Annotated in this window: 21 protein-coding genes and 1 pseudogene; 15 read left to right on the top strand and 7 right to left on the bottom strand. The window is 70.5% G+C overall.

Translation table 11 applies throughout. The features are described 5' to 3' along the window. Positions 1 to 45: 45 nt before the first annotated feature. The gene (locus AC5592_RS13190) at positions 46 to 570 is read left to right on the top strand and encodes a DUF4383 domain-containing protein (RefSeq protein ID WP_063064332.1); all 525 of its coding nucleotides are present in this window, start codon (positions 46 to 48) and stop codon (positions 568 to 570) included. A gap of 8 nt (positions 571 to 578) precedes the next feature. Here the strand turns inward: AC5592_RS13190 and AC5592_RS13185 are convergent, their stop codons facing one another. After that, positions 579 to 1,418, bottom strand: coding sequence for an SDR family oxidoreductase (locus tag AC5592_RS13185; RefSeq protein ID WP_036501191.1), 840 nt, complete (start codon positions 1,416 to 1,418; stop codon positions 579 to 581). Between the two features lie 110 nt (positions 1,419 to 1,528). Then, positions 1,529 to 2,077 (bottom strand): TetR/AcrR family transcriptional regulator, encoded by a 549-nt coding sequence (locus AC5592_RS13180; RefSeq protein WP_036501193.1) that lies wholly within the window; start codon positions 2,075 to 2,077, stop codon positions 1,529 to 1,531. Positions 2,078 to 2,159: 82 nt separating this feature from the next. Here AC5592_RS13180 and AC5592_RS13175 point away from each other — a divergent pair, with 82 nt between their 5' ends. The 8 genes from AC5592_RS13175 to AC5592_RS13140 all read left to right on the top strand — a co-directional run bounded on the left by AC5592_RS13175 (position 2,160) and on the right by AC5592_RS13140 (position 8,384). Beyond that, complete coding sequence (locus AC5592_RS13175) at positions 2,160 to 2,627, top strand: DUF4334 domain-containing protein (RefSeq protein WP_063064396.1); 468 nt, start codon at positions 2,160 to 2,162, stop codon at positions 2,625 to 2,627. 3 nt (positions 2,628 to 2,630) lie between these two features. Continuing rightward, positions 2,631 to 3,719 carry an NAD(P)-dependent alcohol dehydrogenase gene (locus AC5592_RS13170; RefSeq protein WP_063064331.1) on the top strand — a complete coding sequence of 363 codons (1,089 nt, stop codon included), beginning with the start codon at positions 2,631 to 2,633 and terminating at the stop codon, positions 3,717 to 3,719. 199 nt (positions 3,720 to 3,918) lie between these two features. Further along, positions 3,919 to 4,920: an FUSC family protein gene (locus tag AC5592_RS13165; protein WP_157121811.1), complete on the top strand. Its 1,002-nt coding sequence runs from the start codon at positions 3,919 to 3,921 to the stop codon at positions 4,918 to 4,920. Positions 4,921 to 4,989: 69 nt separating this feature from the next. Beyond that, positions 4,990 to 5,451, top strand: coding sequence for an SRPBCC family protein (locus AC5592_RS13160; protein WP_036510888.1), 462 nt, complete (start codon positions 4,990 to 4,992; stop codon positions 5,449 to 5,451). 3 nt (positions 5,452 to 5,454) lie between these two features. Beyond that, positions 5,455 to 7,095 (top strand): phytoene desaturase family protein, encoded by a 1,641-nt coding sequence (locus AC5592_RS13155; RefSeq protein ID WP_036510885.1) that lies wholly within the window; start codon positions 5,455 to 5,457, stop codon positions 7,093 to 7,095. Between the two features lie 17 nt (positions 7,096 to 7,112). Continuing rightward, positions 7,113 to 7,331, top strand: coding sequence for a hypothetical protein (locus tag AC5592_RS13150; RefSeq protein WP_198163822.1), 219 nt, complete (start codon positions 7,113 to 7,115; stop codon positions 7,329 to 7,331). A 73-nt stretch (positions 7,332 to 7,404) separates the two neighbouring features. Continuing rightward, positions 7,405 to 7,929 carry a DUF4142 domain-containing protein gene (locus tag AC5592_RS13145; protein WP_198163821.1) on the top strand — a complete coding sequence of 175 codons (525 nt, stop codon included), beginning with the start codon at positions 7,405 to 7,407 and terminating at the stop codon, positions 7,927 to 7,929. Beyond that, complete coding sequence (locus tag AC5592_RS13140; protein ID WP_036510969.1) at positions 7,929 to 8,384, top strand: SRPBCC family protein; 456 nt, start codon at positions 7,929 to 7,931, stop codon at positions 8,382 to 8,384. The genes AC5592_RS13145 and AC5592_RS13140 overlap by 1 nt, the downstream gene beginning before the upstream one ends. A gap of 36 nt (positions 8,385 to 8,420) precedes the next feature. Here the strand turns inward: AC5592_RS13140 and AC5592_RS13135 are convergent, their stop codons facing one another. Then, the gene (locus AC5592_RS13135; protein ID WP_063064329.1) at positions 8,421 to 9,485 is read right to left on the bottom strand and encodes an NAD-dependent epimerase/dehydratase family protein; all 1,065 of its coding nucleotides are present in this window, start codon (positions 9,483 to 9,485) and stop codon (positions 8,421 to 8,423) included. A gap of 11 nt (positions 9,486 to 9,496) precedes the next feature. Then, positions 9,497 to 10,603 (bottom strand): glutamate--cysteine ligase 2, encoded by a 1,107-nt coding sequence (locus AC5592_RS13130; RefSeq protein WP_036510879.1) that lies wholly within the window; start codon positions 10,601 to 10,603, stop codon positions 9,497 to 9,499. A 113-nt stretch (positions 10,604 to 10,716) separates the two neighbouring features. Here AC5592_RS13130 and AC5592_RS13125 point away from each other — a divergent pair, with 113 nt between their 5' ends. Together AC5592_RS13125 and AC5592_RS13120 are read left to right on the top strand one after the other, a co-directional pair. Continuing rightward, a complete protein-coding gene (locus tag AC5592_RS13125; protein ID WP_063064328.1) occupies positions 10,717 to 11,787 on the top strand; it encodes an Rv2629 family ribosome hibernation factor in 1,071 nt (356 codons plus the stop codon). A gap of 19 nt (positions 11,788 to 11,806) precedes the next feature. After that, entirely contained in the window at positions 11,807 to 12,013 is a 207-nt protein-coding gene (locus tag AC5592_RS13120; RefSeq protein ID WP_063064394.1) for a hypothetical protein, read from the top strand. Positions 12,014 to 12,681: 668 nt separating this feature from the next. Here the strand turns inward: AC5592_RS13120 and AC5592_RS13115 are convergent. Next, complete coding sequence (locus tag AC5592_RS13115; RefSeq protein ID WP_036510863.1) at positions 12,682 to 12,912, bottom strand: DUF6480 family protein; 231 nt, start codon at positions 12,910 to 12,912, stop codon at positions 12,682 to 12,684. A 177-nt stretch (positions 12,913 to 13,089) separates the two neighbouring features. Here AC5592_RS13115 and AC5592_RS13110 point away from each other — a divergent pair. Both AC5592_RS13110 and AC5592_RS13105 read left to right on the top strand, forming a co-directional pair. After that, positions 13,090 to 13,167 (top strand): annotated as a pseudogene (locus AC5592_RS13110) (hypothetical protein); the annotation flags it as partial. Positions 13,168 to 13,232: 65 nt separating this feature from the next. Further along, positions 13,233 to 13,427: a hypothetical protein gene (locus tag AC5592_RS13105; RefSeq protein ID WP_063064326.1), complete on the top strand. Its 195-nt coding sequence runs from the start codon at positions 13,233 to 13,235 to the stop codon at positions 13,425 to 13,427. Positions 13,428 to 13,592: 165 nt separating this feature from the next. On the opposite strand, the gene AC5592_RS13100 is transcribed toward AC5592_RS13105, so the two are convergent. Next, positions 13,593 to 14,084 (bottom strand): Dps family protein, encoded by a 492-nt coding sequence (locus AC5592_RS13100; protein ID WP_036510855.1) that lies wholly within the window; start codon positions 14,082 to 14,084, stop codon positions 13,593 to 13,595. A 93-nt stretch (positions 14,085 to 14,177) separates the two neighbouring features. After that, the gene (locus AC5592_RS13095; RefSeq protein WP_036510966.1) at positions 14,178 to 14,528 is read right to left on the bottom strand and encodes a hypothetical protein; all 351 of its coding nucleotides are present in this window, start codon (positions 14,526 to 14,528) and stop codon (positions 14,178 to 14,180) included. 236 nt (positions 14,529 to 14,764) lie between these two features. On the opposite strand from AC5592_RS13095, the gene AC5592_RS13090 reads away from it, so the two are divergent. Then, positions 14,765 to 16,117, top strand: a complete 1,353-nt coding sequence (locus tag AC5592_RS13090) for a cytochrome P450 (RefSeq protein WP_063064393.1) — start codon at positions 14,765 to 14,767, stop codon at positions 16,115 to 16,117. 5 nt (positions 16,118 to 16,122) lie between these two features. Then, a complete protein-coding gene (locus AC5592_RS13085) occupies positions 16,123 to 17,202 on the top strand; it encodes an NAD-dependent epimerase/dehydratase family protein (protein ID WP_036510960.1) in 1,080 nt (359 codons plus the stop codon). Positions 17,203 to 17,356 lie beyond the last annotated feature (154 nt).

The raw sequence follows: 17,356 nt of genomic DNA, 5'->3' as shown, positions 1-17,356 counted from the left end.
CCGTCGAAGTCACGGGCGAATCTTCGGCATTCGAAGGGAGCAGCGATGGCCACCGCATCTGTATCTCGGCATCGGGCGCGGGTTTCCCCGGTGCAGGCCGCGGCCTATGCGGTCGGGGCGGCGTTCCTGGTGGTCGGGGTGCTCGGGTTCATCCCGGGCGTGACCACGAACTACGACATGCTCACCTGGACCGGGCATCATTCCGGCGCCGAGTTGTTCGGCGTGTTCCAGGTCTCGGCGCTGCACAACATCGTGCATCTGGTGTTCGGCGTCGCGGGCCTGGCGATGGGCCGCACGACGATGACCGCGCGGACCTATCTCATCGCCGGCGGCGTCGTCTACCTCGCGCTCTGGGTGTACGGCCTGGTCGTGGACAAGGAGTCGACCGCGAACGTCATTCCGGTCAACACCGCGGACAACTGGCTGCATCTGGGCCTCGGCGCGGCGATGTTGCTGCTCGGGCTGTTCCTCGGTCCGGCCGGCGACCGTCCCATCCTGTTCGAGGGATCGCCGCAGCCGGGACGGCCGGAGTCCGCTCCACCCGGCACCGGCCACGGGCGGACCGATTGACGGGCCGATCAGAGAATCGGCCGGCCACCGGTGACGGCGAGCCGCGCACCGGAGATGTAGCTGCCGTCGTCGGAGGCCAGCAGCACGTAGGAGGCGGCCAGCTCGGCGGGCTGTCCGGCCCGCCCGAGCGGGACGTCGTCGCCGAAGTTGCGGACCTTCTCCACCGGCATGGTGGACGGGATCAGCGGCGTCCAGATCGGGCCCGGCGCGACGCTGTTGACGCGAATCCCCTTCTCCCCCAGCAGCTGTGCGAGGCTGGCGCAGAAGTTGGCGATGGCGGCCTTGGTGGCCGCGTAGGGCGCCAGCGTCGGTGAGGGCATATCCGAGTTCACCGAGGAGCTGCCGATGACCGAGCCGCCCGCCGGCATATGCGGGACGGCCGCCTTCACCAGATGGAACAGCGCACCGACGTTGAGCTTGAACGTGTAATCCCATTCGTCGCCGGAGATCTCATCGAGGCTTTCGTGCGTCATCTGATACGCGGCGTTGCTGACCAGCACATCGATCTTGCCGAATTCCGTTGCGGCGCGGTCGATGACGACCTTGCAGTGTTCGGGATCGGACAGGTCGCCCGGCACCGCGACCGCCTTGCGGCCGGCCTGCTCCACCAGCGCGACGACCTGTTGCGCGTCCTCGTGTTCGTCGAGGTAGGAGATCAGCACGTCGGCGCCCTCACGGGCGAAGGCGATGGCCACGGCGCGCCCGATTCCGCTGTCGGCGCCGGTGATCACCGCCGCCTTCCCGGTGAGTTTGCCCGACCCCCGATAGCTGTCCTCCCCGCAGTCCGGTTGCGGGGTCATCCGCTGCTGCACCCCGGGGACCTGTTGTTGCTGCTCCGGAAAACCCATCGCGATCTCCTGTCGACGTGGCGGCGGTGGAGGCCCCTACGGTCGGTGGAGCCCGGGTATTCTCAGCACTCGCGCTACCCGCACCCGCTTCGGGCAAACCAGCGCCGCGCTCAGGGCGCGATCAACCGCCGGGCCGCGAGGACGGTGGCGGCGCGCCGGTCCTCGGCGTCGTCGTCGTGCAGGGCGTGGACCGCGGAGGTGCGGGCGAGATCGGTCAGCAATGTCAGCAGGGTCAGCGGTTGAAAGGTGGCGGTGATCAGCCCGGCGCGCTGACCGCGGCGAATCTCGGCGATCTTGGGTGCGACCGCGCGCCGGATCGCCTCGTCGGCGTCCGGGATATGGGTGCGCTCGATCTCCGCCCACGCCTGCAGCCGGGCGTTGTCGGGGTGGTGCAGATAGTGATCGAAGAGCCTGCCGACATAGGACGGCAGATCGTCCGCGTCCAGCGCGGTCTCGGCGGTGGTCTCGGTCGCCCACTGCTCGGTCACCGCCGCGTAGAGGTCGTCCTTGCCGGTGAAGTAGGCGTACAGGCGGTCCTTGCTGGCATTGGCCGCCTCCGCGATCCGGTTGATCCGGGCCCCGGCGATGCCGTAGCGGGCGAACTCCGCCTTGGCCGCGGCGAGGATTCGCTCCCTGGTGGCATGGCCTGCTGCGCGCATGCCGCGGATCCTATCTTGCCGAACCAGTCGGTTCGGGTGTAGTTTCCCGAACCAGCTGGTTCGGGAAACTGTGGAGGATGCGATGACCGGGACAACCGAGCGCTGGCGCGAGCTGGCGGCGCAATCGAGCGGAGTATCTACCGACGAGCTGGACCGGCTGTGGGCCGAACTCGCGGTCGTGCGCGCCGAGGACATCCTCGGCGAATGGAAGGGCGCCGCCTTCCGAACCGGCCACCCGCTGTGCCGCGCACTGGACAAGAGCGGCTGGTACGGCAAGACCTTCCATTCGACGATGGATGCGAAACCGCTGATCTGCCGCGCCGAGGACGGCGCGCTGTACTCCGATGTCGAACTGGGCGGCGGCGAGGCCACGCTGTGGAATATCGAATTCCGCGGCGAGGTCACCGCGACCATGGTCTACGACGGCCGCGCGGTGTTCGACCACTTCAAACGCCTCGACGACAACACGCTGATGGGCATCATGAACGGACGCCCCGAACTGGTGCTGGCCGGCGGCGAATACTTCTACTTCCTGCTCGAGCGGGTCTGAGCCGTGCCGGTGACCACTGCCGCGCTGTCGCGCGATCCACGGGCCGCCTTCAGCCTGGAATCCGTCACGATCGACGAACCGCGTGCCGATGAGATCCTGGTCCGGATCGAGGCGTCGGGAATCTGTCACACCGATCTGGTCTCCCGCGCCGCCGGCGCCGCCGACCGCCCGATCCTGCTCGGCCACGAGGGCGCGGGTGTGGTGGCCGCGGTCGGCGCCGAGGTGGCGGGCGTGCGGCCCGGCGACCGGGTCGTGCTGACGTTCCGGCACTGCGGCACCTGCCGCAACTGCCGGCTCGGCCGCCTGCCCTACTGCGCTCATTCCACCGCGTTGAACCAGTTCGGCGGCCGTGCCGATCGCTCGCCCCGCATCACCGTCGATGGCACGCGCGTGCGCGACGGCTTCTTCGGGCAGTCGAGTTTCGCCGGATACGCGCTCAGCACCGCGGACAATACGGTCGTCGTCCCCGGCGACACCGATCTCGTCGTCGCCGCCGCGCTGGGCTGCGGCTTCCAGACCGGCGCGGGCGCGGTACTGAATGTGCTCGCCCCCGAACCGGATTCGCAGATCGTGATCTACGGCGCGGGTGCGGTCGGCATGGCCGGGCTGCTGGCCGCACGGACACGTCCCGGCACCACGGTGCTGGTGGTCGAACCGTCCGCCGATCGCCGTGCGCTCGCCCTCGAACTCGGCGCGGCCGCCGCCCTGGCCCCGGGCGACGAGACCGCCGCGACCATAGACAAACTCACCGGCGGCGGCGCCACCCACGCCCTCGACACCACCGGTCGTCCCGACGTGCTCGCGGCGGCGGTAACGGGGCTGGCCACCGGCGGCGCGGTGGCGGTGGTCGGCCTCGGCATCGGCGTCCCGCAGCTCGACATGCGCGATATCGTGCTGGGCGGCAAGACCATTCACGGCTGCCTGGAGGGCGACGCGGTGCCGCGGCGATTCATCCCGCAGCTGCTCGAGCTCTACACGGCCGGCCGGCTGCCACTCGACCGGCTGGTCCGGTCCTACCCGTACACCGAGATCGGCGCCGCCCTGGCCGACCACCACGCGGGACGTGTCGTCAAACCGGTTCTGGCCTGGTGACCGCGGCCGGCGCCGCGTTTCGCCGGAAACGTCGCGGGTAGCTCGGCGAGTAGATGCCGGCCCACCCGCGACGAAGGGACTGTTCATTCCGCCTGTCGGATATCGCGCACGAGCGGCGCGACGGCTGACCACGACGTGGCCGGGGCGCGCCTGCACTCGTTCCGGGCGCGAACGTGAGGCACTGATCCAGGCCGCGAAAATGGCCGCGGCCGCCGTCGCGGCCTGGACCATCGCCCGGGCTGCGATACCGGCGCCGCAGTCGTTCATGGCGCCCTACGCGGCGGTCTTCCTGATGACGACCACGGTGTACCGCTCACTCACCGGCGCCGCGCAGCAGACGTGCGCACTGCTGGCCGGGCTGGCGGTCGCCTACCTCACCACACTCGTCTTCCCGCAGCCGGTGCTGACGCTCGGCGTCGCGGTATTCGTGGGAATGATTGTGGGGCAATGGCATCGGTTCGGCACCAGCGGTATCTGGACCGGGGTGACCGCACTGCTGATGGTCTGTTACGGCACCGCGCAGAATCTGACCTATCTGGCGTATTGGATGGCCGAAATCCTGCTGGGGTCGGCCATCGGAGTCGCGGTGAACATGATCGTGCTGCCGCCCATGCATCTGCGCCGCACCCGCGAGGCCGTCGACGCCCTCGCCGGCGAACTGCGCGAACTGCTCGCCTCGATCGCCGCGGGCCTGACCGAGCACGTCGATCCCCCGACCGCAGCGCACTGGCAGCATCAGGCGCGGCTGCTCGATGCGACCGTGCGGCGCGCCGACGACGCGCTCGGACAGGGCCGCGAGAGCCTGCGCTGGAATCCGCGCTGGCTGGTCCGTCGTCGCCGCGACTGGCATCCCGCGGTCTCCGAATCCCCGTTCCGGACGCTGAGCGAGGTGTCCGAACAGGTCAAGCGATTGACCGAGGCAGTGGCTACCGGCGCCGAATACGACGAATTCGGCGAGGTGTTCGCACCCCGGCTCGCCCACCTGGTCGAGGTTCTGGCCGACGCCGTCGCCTGCCTCGATGCCGCCCATGCCCATCCGGCGCGATTGGACGCCTACCTCGACGAACTGCGCACGGCGCATGCCGACACCGCGGCCGCCGTGCGGGAGCTGTCGGAGCGGCACATCCCCGGCCACGCCCAGCAGGCCGCGCTGCTCGCGGTGGTCCGCTCGATGTACTCACTCGACGCCGGGACCGAGTGATCCGTGTACGAGCGCGCGGCGCGGGTATGGCGTCAGCGTTGCCCACCGAGACCATGGGGAGGTCGCAGCATGACAACAGTCACCGAATCGGTCGATGTGCACGTACCGGTGACCACCGCCTACAACCAGTGGACCCAGTTCGAATCGTTCCCGCAGTTCATGCAGGGCGTCGAGCGGGTCGAGCAGCGCGACGACACGCACACCCACTGGACGGTGCACGTGGCCGGCGCGACGCGCGAATTCGACGCGAAGATCACCGAGCAGCACCCCGACGAGCGGGTGTCGTGGACCTCGGAGGCCGGTCCCCGGCATGCCGGAGTGATCACTTTCCATCGACTCGACGAGGACACCACGCGCGTGACCGCGCAGATGGATATCGATCCCGACGGGTTCGTGGAGAACGTCGCCGACAAGCTCGGCATACTCGATCGTCGCGTCAAGGGTGACCTCGAGCGTTTCCGCGACTTCATCGAATCGCGCCCACGGGAATCCGGTGCCTGGCGCGGCGACGTCGACCGGCCCCGGCCGTAGCGCATGCCCGCGTCCTCGCCCACTCCCGGTGGTTCGGCGCCGCTCGATGCCGAGCCCGTCGACGCCGTGATCATCGGCGGCGGGCACAACGGCCTGGTGAGCGCCGCGCTGCTCGCCGATCACGGCTGGGATGTGGTGGTGCTGGAAGCTCAGGACACCGCCGGGGGCGCCGTGCGCAGCGCCGAGCTGGTGCCCGGCTATCGGATGGATCTGTTCAGCGCGTTCTATCCGATGGCCGGCGCCTCGCCGGCGCTGCGCGGCCTCGGTCTGGAAGATCACGGATTGCGGTGGAGCCGAGCGCCCATCGTGTACGGCCACCCTTGCAGTCCCGAGGACACGGACGCCGCCGTCGTACATCCGGATGCCGAGATCACGGCCGAGGCGCTGGCCCGGCGCGACAGTCGCGACGGCCGCACCTGGATGCGGCTGGTCGAGCAGTGGCGGCAGGTACGCGAACATCTGCTCGGGTCGTTCCTCGGCCCGTTCCCGCCCGTGCGCGGGGCGGCCGGGCTGTGGCGCGATCTCGGATCCGCCGAGCTGTTCCGGTATCTGCGGTTCCTGATCCTGCCGGTCGGGCGGATGGTCGACGAACTGTTCCACGACGAAGCCGCCAAATTGCTGATCATGGGCAACGCGATGCATGCCGATGTCCCGGTGGACGCGCCCGGCAGCGGCGTCTATGGCTATCTGCTGAGCATGCTGGCCCAGGAGGGCGGATTCCCGGTTCCGGTGGGCGGGGCCGGGGCATTGAGCGAAGCCCTGGTGCACCGCGCCGAATCGGCGGGGGCCCGGGTGCACTGCGGGCAGCCGGTGGAACGCGTCGTCATTCGCAACGGGCGCGCCGACGGTGTGATCACGGCCGCGGGTCAGCTCGTGCGGGCCCGTAAGGCGGTCATCGCCGATATCGACGCGCCGACCCTCTACACCCGGCTGCTCGCCGACGCGGATCTGCCGCGGCGGTTGCGCGCCGATCTGGAACGATTCACCTGGGACGCTCCGACCGTCAAGGTGAATTACGCACTCTCCGAACCGATTCCGTGGCGGTCGAAGCAGCTGCGGGAGGCGGGCACGGTGCATCTGGGCGCCGACCGGGCGGGGCTGGCGCGGTGGACCACCGATATCGGCACCGGCGTGGTACCGCACACGCCGTTCATGCTGTTCGGTCAGATGACCACGGCCGATCCCAGCCGGTCGGCGCCCGGCACCGAATCGGCGTGGGCATACACCCATCTGCCGCGCGGGGTCACCGACGACGCCTCGGCCGACCTGCTGGCCGAACGGGTCGATGCGGTCCTCGAAGCCCACGCGCCCGGCTTCGGCAGCCGGATTCACGCGCGGATCGTGCAGCGGCCCAGCGATTTGCACAGCGCCGACGGCAATCTCGTCGGCGGCGCGGTCAACGGCGGCACCTCCCAGCTGCACCAGCAGTTGGTGTTCCGGCCGGTCCCGGGACTCGGGCGGCCCGAAACCGTGGTGCCGGGACTGTATCTCGGCTCGTCCTCGGCACATCCGGGCGGCGGTGTGCACGGCACCTGCGGCGCCAACGCCGCCCGCGCCGCGCTGGCCGACTCCCGTCCGACCGGCTGGCCGCGGCGAAAGTTGTTGTCCCGCTTGCACTCCGCGCTCTACGACACCGACCGCTGACCGGACGGAGCCAGCTCGTGGACCTGTCGATCACCTTCGTCGGCAACGCCGCGACGCTGCTTTCCTTCGGCGAGATTCGCAACCCCCCTTACCGCCGGGCCGCGACTGCCCTTCGGCCTCACCGTCACGATGGACGGCGCGCAGGGCGCCGGGCTGGTGGACCTGCTGCGGCTGCGGCAGCGCGGATGGCCGATCGCATCGCGGAAATCCCGCGCCGCGAAACCGTGGGGCTGTGAGCGCCGGCGGCACGTGTACGACGCGCCGCGCTGGGCATTCGGGCTGCAAACACCCAGCGAACAGGAGCACATCATGAGATCACCGCATCGTCTGCTGGTCGTTACCGCCGCCGCGGTCGGCCTCGGGCTCGGCGCGACCGGCGTCGGAGCGGCTCAACCGGCCGCACTGTCGGCGCAGGACAGCGATTTTCTCGTCGCCGTCCACCAGGGGAATCTGACCGAGATGCTGTCCGGCGCGGGCGCGGCGGCCATGGGCACCTGTCAGCAGGTGCGCGACCTCGGCCCCGTTCTGGTCACCGACCACACCCGGCTCGAGGCGATGGGCGCCGCGGTCGCGCTCCCGAACGGCGTGGCCCTGCCGTTGATGCCGTCCGCCGACCAGACGCAGCAGATGCGTGAGACGGCGATGAAGACCGGCCGCGATTACGACCTGGCCTGGCTGCACATGCAGGAGGGATTCCACGTCCAGACACTGCAGGCGGGCGCCACCGAGACCGCGCAGGGCAGCAGCCCGCAGGTCACGGCGCTGGCACAGAACGCCGCGCCCGTGGTCCAGCACCATCTGGACATGATTCGCGACGCCTTGGCGGTGTGCTGATGGGCGAGGTCACGATGGGAGTTCCCGGCTCGGCCGAACAGGTGTTCGCCGTACTGTCCGACGGCTGGTCCTACGGCCACTGGGTGGTGGGGTCCACCCACATGCGCGACGTGGACCAGGACTGGCCGCGGATCGGCTCCCGGATCCATCACAGCGTCGGCGCCTGGCCGCTGATGGCTCAGCAGGCCACCCGGGTGGTGGCCGTGGATCCGCCGAACAGCATCGAACTGGAGGCGGAGTTGTGGCCGGTGGGGGTGGCGTGGATCCGGCTGGCGATGACGCCCATCGACGCCGACACCACCGAGGTGAGCATGAGCGAGGAGATCATCCGCGGACCGGGCCGGCTCATCCCCGGCGTGGTGCAGACCATGGCCCTCAAGCCCCGCAACAAACAATCGCTGACCCGGCTCTGCGATCTGGTGGCCGCACACTACGTCGAGACCCGCAAACCCTAGTGCTCGGTATCGGCCGCGGGCATCGGTCGTCGGCGTTCATCGCCTGCGGTGCTCCGGCCGCTGATCCTGGTGCGTCGGGCGTCCCGGCCGAAGGCGTATCGGCTCCGGGTGCAGCACGGCGCTGCCGCCGGACGTTCGTGCGCGCAGTCCGGCGGCCAGCTCCGTCGCCACGTCGACCGCGGAATGGGCGGGCCGCCAATCGAGTTCACGCCGCGCTCGCTCCGCCCGCACCAGACATGCCCGATCGGCCAGCTCGAGCCAGGCCGGGTGCAACGGCAGCAGTCCGAGTCGCCAGCCCGCCAAGGCCGCGGCGGCCAGCGCAGGGCGCGGGACGGGAACCCGGAATCCGCCGAAGATCTCGGTCAGCGCGGGCGCGGTGAGTACCGGTTCGGCGGCCAGGTCGAACGCGCCGGTGGCCCGGCGCACCAGAATGGCCCGGATCGCCGCGGCCACATCCTCGGCGTGCACGAGTTGCAGGCGAAGCCGCGGCCACAGCGGTACCGGCAGCCACACGCGGCCGACCGGCGAACGCGGCAGCCAGGGCCCGAGTAGCCAGTCGCCGAGTTCGGCGGCCGCATCGGATTGGGCGATGCCGCACGGCCGGATCCGAGCGAGGCCCACCGCCGGGTGTTCGCCGGCGAAGGCGTCGAGCCGCCGTTCCAGTTCGGCCTTGCCCAGACTGTAGGCACCACCGGGTACGCCGTCGCGGGACTGCTGCTCATCGACGCGGGTCCAGCGTGGCGCGGGAGAATAGGCGGCCACCGACGACGCGACCGTCAGATGCGCGACGCCGCAGTCGGCCACCGCGCCCAGCACGTGGTCGGTGCCGATCCGGTTCGTGCGTTCCAGCGGCGGATCGGTACGTCGCGGATGCACGGCCCAGGCCAGGTGCACCACCGCGTCCACCCCGTCGAAGGCCGCCGCCAGCGTGGGACGGGCCGCGGGGTGCCCGATATCGCAGGCGACCCATCGTGCCCGCGCGTACGGTGCCCGGTCGGTGGGCGGCGGCCGCCGGGCGACGGCGACCACCTCGGCATCGGGCAGCGCCCGCAACAGCGCCGTGCCGACATTGCCGCTCGCGCCCGTGATCGCGATGCGCATGCGCCCCTCCCCTACAGCGAACAGCCCGCCGCGGTCGCCTCGGCCAGTTCGTCCACCACGTCGGCGATCGCTCCGCGCCGGTGCAATGCCGCCGCCTGCCGCCGGGCGCCGTTGCCGCGGGCCGTCACCGCGGCGATCGTCTCGGTCACGAACTGCTCCTCCTCGAGTTCTCGCAAGGCCGGGGTGACGTGCTCGACGAGCCGGGCCAGCCGGATGCGCGCCGGTTCCACCCGCCCGACCAGCGGATCGATTCCGTCGCCGTCGAGTCCTTCGCGCGCGGCCTTCCAGTAGGCGGCGCGCAGGGTGGCGGCCGGCACCGCGGGCGCCCGTCGACCACGACGTACCTCCGCACGGCCGACCACCGCGGCGGCGCGCACCAGACTGGCCAGCAATGCCGATTCCTCGGCCGTGACGGGGACGTCGCTGATCCGGATCTCCAGCGTCGGGAAATGCACCGAGCGGCGGATATCCCAATAGACCATCCCGGTGTCGAGGATGCTGCCGCAGGTCAGCATCAGCTCGACCGCGGCGTCGTAGTCGGCGCGGGAGTCGAAATACGGCGGCGGGCCGGCACTCGGCCAGCGCCGCCACAACACGTTGCGCCAGCTCGCGTAGCCGGTGTCGATTCCGCGGTAGACCGCGGAATTGGCTGTGAGCGAAAGGAATACCGGCAACCACGGCCGCAGATGATTGCTGATCTGCACCGCGGTCTCCGGATCGTCCACCGAGACGTGGACATGGCAGCCGCACAGCCCCTGTTCGTGCGCGAGCATCCCGAATTGCTCCTCGATGCGGCGGTAGCGCGGCGTGTCGGTGACCGGATAGGCGTCGGGCACCGTCGGCGGCACCCCGGTGGCGAGCAGCCGGGCGGAGTTGTCGGCCGCGGCACGGACCACGGCGCCGCGCAACTGCCGCAGCTCCCGCAGCAGGTCGTCCACGTGCGTGTGCACGGAGCTGCTGGTCTCCACCTGACAGCTGGTCAGTTCCAGCTGCAGATCGATACCGGCATCGCCGGCCGACCGCGCGACCTCACAATTCTTCGGGACCGGCGCGCCGGAGACCGGATCGACCAGCAGGAATTCCTCCTCGACCCCGAACGTCACATCGGCGGCATCCATCGGCTCACCCGCCCGGCACAGTCCATGGCTCGGTGATGCCCGGCGGCCGGAACGGCAAACGCATTCCGGTGCGGATCGAGGTTTCACTTGCCGGGTGCGGGTAGCCGCCGCATGTGACCATCTCAGGACTACGCGAGTTGACCGAGCATCCGGGACCTTTCGCCTCGGTCTACATCGAGACCGTCAGCGATACCGAGGACGCCGGGCACCAGCGACGACTGCGCAGCCGTGCCGTGCGGGAGGCCCTGGACGGGGACGGCGCGGACAGCGCCGTCCTCGACGCTGTCGAGCGAGGGCTGTCCGATCCGCCGCCGGGGCATGCGGGACAGGCCGTCATCGCCGATGCCGACGGCGTCCTGCTCACCGAGGCCCTGCCGGAACCGCCCGCCCGCACCACGGTCCGGCTCTCGTCGATGCCTTATCTGCTGCCGTTGCTGCAGTTGCGTTCACCGGCCCTGGCCCACGTGGTCGCGGTGGTCGACGATCGCGGCGCCGACCTGTACACGGTCGACGGCGACGGTCACCGCACCGATCACCGGACCGAGGGCGCACGGCATCCGGTGCACAAGGCGCACGGGGGCGGATGGTCGCATCGCTCGATGCAGAGCCGGGTCGAGGAGACGGTGCGCCGGACCATCGATGCCACCGCGGAGGAGGTGGTGCGCCTGGCCGACGAGGCGGGCGCGGGCCTGATCGTGGTGGCCGGTGAGATCAGCGCGCGCACCGCGCTGGTCGGCGCGCTGGCCTCGCATCACCGCCGAGTCGCGCAGATCGACGGCTTCACCCGGCAGCCGAGCGACGACCGGGCCGACCTCGACCGGCGGGTCGGCCAACTGCTGCGGGACCGGGAGCGGACCCGAGTTCGCGACGTGCTCGACGGATTCGAGCAACGCCGCGCGCACGAACTCGCCGTGCAGGGCCTGCCCGGTGTCGCCGCGGCGCTCACCGAACGCAATGTCGAGACCCTGCTGATCGACCCCGCCGTCATCGGCGACCGGGCCGTGCACGTGGGGCAGGATCCGACCGCGGTGCAGGCGTCGAATCTGCCCTCGGGCTCCGGCGTCGTACGCCGCGCCGACGAGGCGCTGCCGCTGGCCGCGCTCGCCGCGGGGGCCGACATCGTGACCATCGATCGGGATCCGGCTCCGACCGACGGTGTCGCCGCTCTGCTCCGGCACCGCTGATCCGCGAAAGGAGAGGACGATGGACCGAGGAAACACCAAACACGGTGCGCGCGAAGATGATCAATTACGTCACGACCTCCAGGGGACCCTGCGTGGCAACCGCTCCAGCCGCGCCGAGGAGTGGCGGGATCCCGAACCACCCGCCGACGACGACCCGCAGCTGACACCCCCGCGAACCACGACGCCGGAGGGCGCCGAACACGACCGGACCGGCGAAGTCGACTGATCGCATCCGATTCGCGAATCGGCGATTCCGCGCCGGTTACGGTCGAGCAGGCGGGGTATCTCTCCCGTACCGAGAACGATTCGACGTAGCGCCCTATCCGTCAACGGCGACGGATACCCGCAATTTCGGTCCCGCACAACGGAGTGCGCCGGTGCGAGGCCTACGACGAATCGTCTCTCCGGACGGGGCGGTAGTTCCAGCACGACCGGCCGACTGCCGCGCGGCCGGTACCGGCTTCACGGCCGGTGCCGGCCGATTTCTCCGATGATGTTGTGCCAGAAGATTTTTCGGGATGTCATCCCACCGGAACCGGGTGGCGCCGCATGTGTCGGGCGATGCGTCGCATACGGTCGATAGCCGCGCTCACGACATCCGGCCGCCCCGCATGATCCGCCCTGTGAGAGCCCCACGATCCGCTCCCGGCCGGGCCGGTCATCGGCTTCCGAGCCATCGGGCCGCGGGTTCTCGATCACCGGGTCGTCGTCGTATTCCCTCTGCTCGACCGACATCTCGCGACCTCCCACCGGCGCGCGCCCACGCGATACCAGCACGAGTACCCGCGCACGAGCGCAGCGAAACCGCGAATTCGATTGAGCCGGATATAGTTTCGGTTACGGCCGAACGCCGGGGCGAGAACCGTCGGGCCGCGAGCTTGTCAGGCCATCTTGTCAGGCCATGGAGACGATCAGCGCGATCGCGACGACGACGAACACCACCACGATCGCCGCCACGATGACGATCAGCAACGCCCCGCTGGCCGGGAAGTGATGCCGGGTGCTCGGCTCGGGCGCCGAGAGACCCGAGGTCTGTGCGGTATCGGGCGGAGTGGAACCGGGGGCTACACCACCACCGGGTTCCAGGTCCGGAGTCTTGGCCGGGTCCGGATCCATTGCAGACATGTCGGGCGTCCTGTCCGGGGCGAGCGCGCCCCTGATCGTCGTCGGCTTCTCACTGCAGCCCTACCCCGCACCGGCGGGGGCAACCACGCCGGTACGGGGAAATCGGGCGAAACCTACGTCGGTGGCGCGTCGACCACGCGCAGGTATGTGTTCGCACTGTCCGGGTAGGCGGGAGGTATGACCGACACACCTCCCCTGGCCCTGGTGACCGGCGCGTCCAGCGGTATCGGGTTCGAGCTCGCCAGACAATTCGCCGAACGCGGTTACGAGGTGGTCATCGCCGCCGAGGGCACGACACCGATTTCTTCCGGCGCGCGAAGATGCTGGACACCCGCATCGGCCGCGGCCCCAAGGACGATCCGGCCGAGGTCGCCCGCCAGGGGGTCGACGCGCTGCTGGCGGGCGAGCAGAAGGTCGTCGCCGCCTCGCTGCCCACGAAGGTGCTGGGCCTGGTTGGCCGGGTCGTCCCCGATGCGCTGAAAGCCAAAGCGGGACAGATCATCTCGGGCCGCTGATCGTGGACCGTTACGCCGCTGTCGACCCTCCCCGAGGCCACGGCCTGCCGATCCGTGGCGCTGACCAGCGCCCACCGGGCGCTTCCAGTCGCAACCCCGGCGCGGAGCAACCGGCGACGGCCGGAACGGCCGCCGCCGGAACCAGATATCGGCGCGGGGCGCGCGTCAGGCGGCCTGGGCCTGCCACATCCAATGCAGTTGCTCCAACCGGCCGGCGATATCGATGAGCAGATCCTGAGTGACCGGATCGGCCTTCTCGGAGGCATCGATCCGCTCACGCAGCCGGCGCACGACCGCGGCCAGGGAGGCGACGATCGCCGCGATCACGTCACCGTCCTGCTGCCACCCCGAGGGGAACGATTCGGCGCTGGAACTCTCCGCGACCGTGCGGGCGCGCCCGTCCGGGCTGACACCGATGGCGGTGGCCCGTTCGGCCGCCGCGTCGGTGAAGCCGCGCGCGGTCTCGACCAGTTCGTCCAATGCCAGATGGACGGTGCGGAACCGGGGGCCGATCACATTCCAGTGCGCCTGCTTGCCGATCAGGCTCAGATCGATCAGATCGACGACGGTGGCGCGCAGTGCGTCACCGGCGATCCGTTGCTGTTCCGGCTCCAGCACCGTCGCGATCGGATCGGTGGTCGTGGAGGTCTTGGCCACGATGGTCTCCTTCCTCGCTGACAGTCATCACCTAGGCGACTGCTTGCGTGCACGACCTACCCGCTGCCGGCGACTCCAAACGAGCGGCGCGGTTCAGCCGGCGGCCATCGCCATCGCCAGATACACCACCATCACCGCGAACAGGAACCAGCCCGCGCCCTGCCATACCGGCCACGGCCGCCCGCCACGCCACTGCCGCACGGTGATGACGAACGCGCCGATGCCGCCCAGTAGCAACACGATTCCGGGCACCAGACCGACGGCCAGCCGCGACGCGGTATCGCAGGCCACGTGATCGGCGTCGGCGCACTGCTCCCGCGAGGCCGCCCAGCCCAGCGCCACCCCGGCGACGATCGCCGCCACCACCAGCACACCGACCACGTACCGCACGGCCCGCCGGAAACTCGGCGGGTCACTCCAGCGGGGATTGACCTCGCGTGCCATCGTCACCTCCGGCCCGTTCGTCGTGCACTCGTCACCCCGGCACTACCCGGCCCCTCCGCGAATATTCGATCGGTGCCCAGGCGCTCGTTTCGCCCGATCCCTCCCGGGTAGGCGGTCGCTGAGGACCGAAGGAGGCCGATGTGCACCGCGAACCCGACCCGCACGGCGACACCGATTCGCGCAGCCCAGCCGACCCTGCCGACCCCACACCGGCCCCCGGCCGAGCCGCCCACCGGCTGACCGGAGCGCGCGCCGCGGCGGCACTGGCCGATCTGGGCCTGACACCGGTCGCCGCCGGGGTGATCGCCCGGCGCCGCGGCATGATGGCGGTGCTGGAACGCCTCGGCGCCGACGACCGCGCGGTCCGCCGGATGCACCGGCTGCGCCGCGAATTCGGCAGCGGGCCGGTCGAACTGGCGCTGCCGGGGCGGCGGGTGCTGGTGCCGCTGGATCCCGCCGACGTCTCGCGGATACTCGACGGCGCGCCGACTCCGTTCCATCCCGCCAATCGGGAGAAGATCGCCGCACTGCGTACCTTCCAGCCGCACGGGGTGCTCATCTCCGAGGGCGCGGCCCGCGAACAGCGCCGCCGCCTGAACGAACAGGCGCTCGACACCGACCGGCCGCTGCACCATCTGGCCGATCCGTTCGCCGGGGTGGTCGCCGATGCCGCCCGCGAGCAGATCCGCACCGCGATGCAGCGCGGCGGGCTGGACGCGGCGCACTTCACCACCGATTGGTGGCGACTCGTGCGCCGGATCGTGCTGGGCCGCCGCGCCCGCGAGGACGACTCGATCACGGATCGGCTGTGGCGGCTGCGCGCGGCGGGCAACTGGTCCTACTTCGCGCGGCCGCATCGACGGCTGCGCGAGCGCTTCTACGAGCAACTCTACGATTACGTGCAGTCGGCCGAAACCGACAGTCTCGCAGGCGCATTGACGCAACTGCCGGCCGCGGGCACGGTCGATCCGGTCGGCCAGATCCCGCATTGGCTGTTCGCCTTCGACGCCGCCGGTACGGCGACCATCCGCGCCCTCGCCGTACTGTCCACGCATCCCGAGCAGCTCGCCCGCGCACGGCTGGACGCGCAGGAGCCCGAGCGCGCCATGCCGCGGCCGTATCTGCGTGCCTGCATTCTGGAGTCGCTGCGGCTGTGGCCCACCACCCCGGCAATATTGCGCGACACCACCGAGGACACCGCATGGGGCCGCGGCGACGACCGGTTCACCATGGCGGCGGGCGCGGCCCTGCTCATCCCGGTACCGGCCTTCCACCGCGACCCCGACACCCTGCCGTTCGCGCACACCTTCGAACCCGATATCTGGCTCGACGGACGCGCCGAGCGGTACCCGCAGCTGGTGCCGTTCAGCGCCGGGCCGGCCCGGTGTCCCGGTCGCGATCTGGTCCTGTTTCTCACCACGAGCGTGCTGGCGCATCTGATCGACGAACTGGATCTGGAGCTGCGCTCGCACCCGCGGCCCACCCCCGGGGCGGCGCTGCCGATCACCTTCGACAACTTCCGCATCGACTTCACCGCGCGGGCGCGCGCACTCCAAGCCGCACAGTCGCCTTCGCCGGCGGGGAGGTGACGGACATGCGCGTGGTCGTGGTCGGAGCCACCGGGAACGTCGGCACCGCGGTCGTGTCCGCACTGGCCCGGCGCCCGGAGATCGACGCGATCGTCGGACTGGCCCGGCGGCTGCCGCGGCAGCCGGCCGAGGGAGTGCGGTGGGCGCGCGCCGATATGCGCTGCGACGATCTGCTCACCGAATTCCGCGGCGCCGATGTGGTGGTTCATCTCGCGTGGGTGTTTCAGCCGACGCATCGCCCGCTCGAAACCTGGCGTGCGAACGTCCAGGGAACCGAACGGGTCTTGCGCGCGGTCGCGCAGGCCGGCGTTCCGTCGCTGGTGTACGCGTCGTCGGTCGGCGCGTATTCCCCTGTGCACCATGATGATCCGGTCGGCGAGGACTGGTCCACGGAAGGCTGGCCGCCGGCCGGGTACATGCGTGAGAAGGCCTATGTCGAGCGATTGCTCGACCTGTTCGAGAACGAACATCCGGACCGGCGGGTGGTGCGGATGCGCCCCGCCTTCACCTTCCAGGAGGCCTCCGCCAGCCAGCAGCGCCGCCTGTTCGCGGGCCCGCTGGTGCCCGGCAGTGTGCTGCGCCCTCCCCTGATCCCGGTGCTGCCCGTGCCGGCGGGTCTGCGGCTGCAGGCGGTGCACGCCGACGACATCGGCAGCGCCTACAGTCTCGCCGTCGTCGACCCGAGCGTGCACGGCGCGTTCAACCTGGCCGCCGACCCGGTGATCGATCGCGCGAAACTCGGCGCATTGTTCGATGCGCCGACGGTTTCCGTACCGCCCGGGGCCGTGCGCGCCGCGTTGGCCGTCGGCTGGCGCCTGCGCCTGGTCCCCGCCCCGCCCGAACTGTTCGACGCGATGATGCGCCTGCCGATCATGGACACCACCCGCGCCAGGCGCGATCTCGGCTGGGCACCACGCGTCGACGCCGTCTCCGCCCTGCGCGAGGTCCTGACCGGTATGAGTCACGGATCCGGCGGTGCCACACCGCCGTTGGCGTCCGACGCCGGTGGGCGTCTGCGGGTGCGGGAGTTCGCCTCCGGTGTCGGTGGCAGCGACCCGGTCGACCGCTGGGGCGCGGACCTGTGAGTGTCCCCGGTCGCCCCTGCCGCATGCTGAACCACGCGTTTCCCCACCGCGTGAGATCTGTGGGGGTTTCACACCGCGGGCAGGGCAGGAGGTGAGCGACGATGTGCATGCAGATGATGGGGATGCTGCGCAACATGTGGAACATGATGTTCCC

This window comes from Nocardia violaceofusca NBRC 14427, from assembly GCF_963869435.1.
In the GTDB taxonomy this organism is placed as follows: domain Bacteria; phylum Actinomycetota; class Actinomycetes; order Mycobacteriales; family Mycobacteriaceae; genus Nocardia; species Nocardia aobensis.
Note: the sequence above shows the minus strand (reverse complement) of the source record. Positions and strands in the feature narration are given on the sequence as shown.

Bases quoted from the DNA above. Each gene is read 5' to 3' on its own strand.
- AC5592_RS13120 (WP_063064394.1), top strand. From the start codon at position 11,807: ATGGACCGAGGAAACACCAAACACGGTGCGCGCGAAGATGATCAATTA.
- AC5592_RS13155 (WP_036510885.1), top strand. From the start codon at position 5,455: ATGCCCGCGTCCTCGCCCACTCCCGGTGGTTCGGCGCCGCTCGATGCC.
- AC5592_RS13165 (WP_157121811.1), top strand. From the start codon at position 3,919: ATGGCCGCGGCCGCCGTCGCGGCCTGGACCATCGCCCGGGCTGCGATA.
- AC5592_RS13140 (WP_036510969.1), top strand. From the start codon at position 7,929: ATGGGCGAGGTCACGATGGGAGTTCCCGGCTCGGCCGAACAGGTGTTC.
- AC5592_RS13135 (WP_063064329.1), bottom strand. From the start codon at position 9,485: ATGCGCATCGCGATCACGGGCGCGAGCGGCAATGTCGGCACGGCGCTG.
- AC5592_RS13145 (WP_198163821.1), top strand. From the start codon at position 7,405: ATGAGATCACCGCATCGTCTGCTGGTCGTTACCGCCGCCGCGGTCGGC.
- AC5592_RS13185 (WP_036501191.1), bottom strand. From the start codon at position 1,418: ATGGGTTTTCCGGAGCAGCAACAACAGGTCCCCGGGGTGCAGCAGCGG.
- AC5592_RS13160 (WP_036510888.1), top strand. From the start codon at position 4,990: ATGACAACAGTCACCGAATCGGTCGATGTGCACGTACCGGTGACCACC.
- AC5592_RS13105 (WP_063064326.1), top strand. From the start codon at position 13,233: ATGCTGGACACCCGCATCGGCCGCGGCCCCAAGGACGATCCGGCCGAG.
- AC5592_RS13085 (WP_036510960.1), top strand. From the start codon at position 16,123: ATGCGCGTGGTCGTGGTCGGAGCCACCGGGAACGTCGGCACCGCGGTC.
- AC5592_RS13130 (WP_036510879.1), bottom strand. From the start codon at position 10,603: ATGGATGCCGCCGATGTGACGTTCGGGGTCGAGGAGGAATTCCTGCTG.
- AC5592_RS13190 (WP_063064332.1), top strand. From the start codon at position 46: ATGGCCACCGCATCTGTATCTCGGCATCGGGCGCGGGTTTCCCCGGTG.
- AC5592_RS13095 (WP_036510966.1), bottom strand. From the start codon at position 14,528: ATGGCACGCGAGGTCAATCCCCGCTGGAGTGACCCGCCGAGTTTCCGG.
- AC5592_RS13175 (WP_063064396.1), top strand. From the start codon at position 2,160: ATGACCGGGACAACCGAGCGCTGGCGCGAGCTGGCGGCGCAATCGAGC.
- AC5592_RS13115 (WP_036510863.1), bottom strand. From the start codon at position 12,912: ATGTCTGCAATGGATCCGGACCCGGCCAAGACTCCGGACCTGGAACCC.
- AC5592_RS13180 (WP_036501193.1), bottom strand. From the start codon at position 2,077: ATGCGCGCAGCAGGCCATGCCACCAGGGAGCGAATCCTCGCCGCGGCC.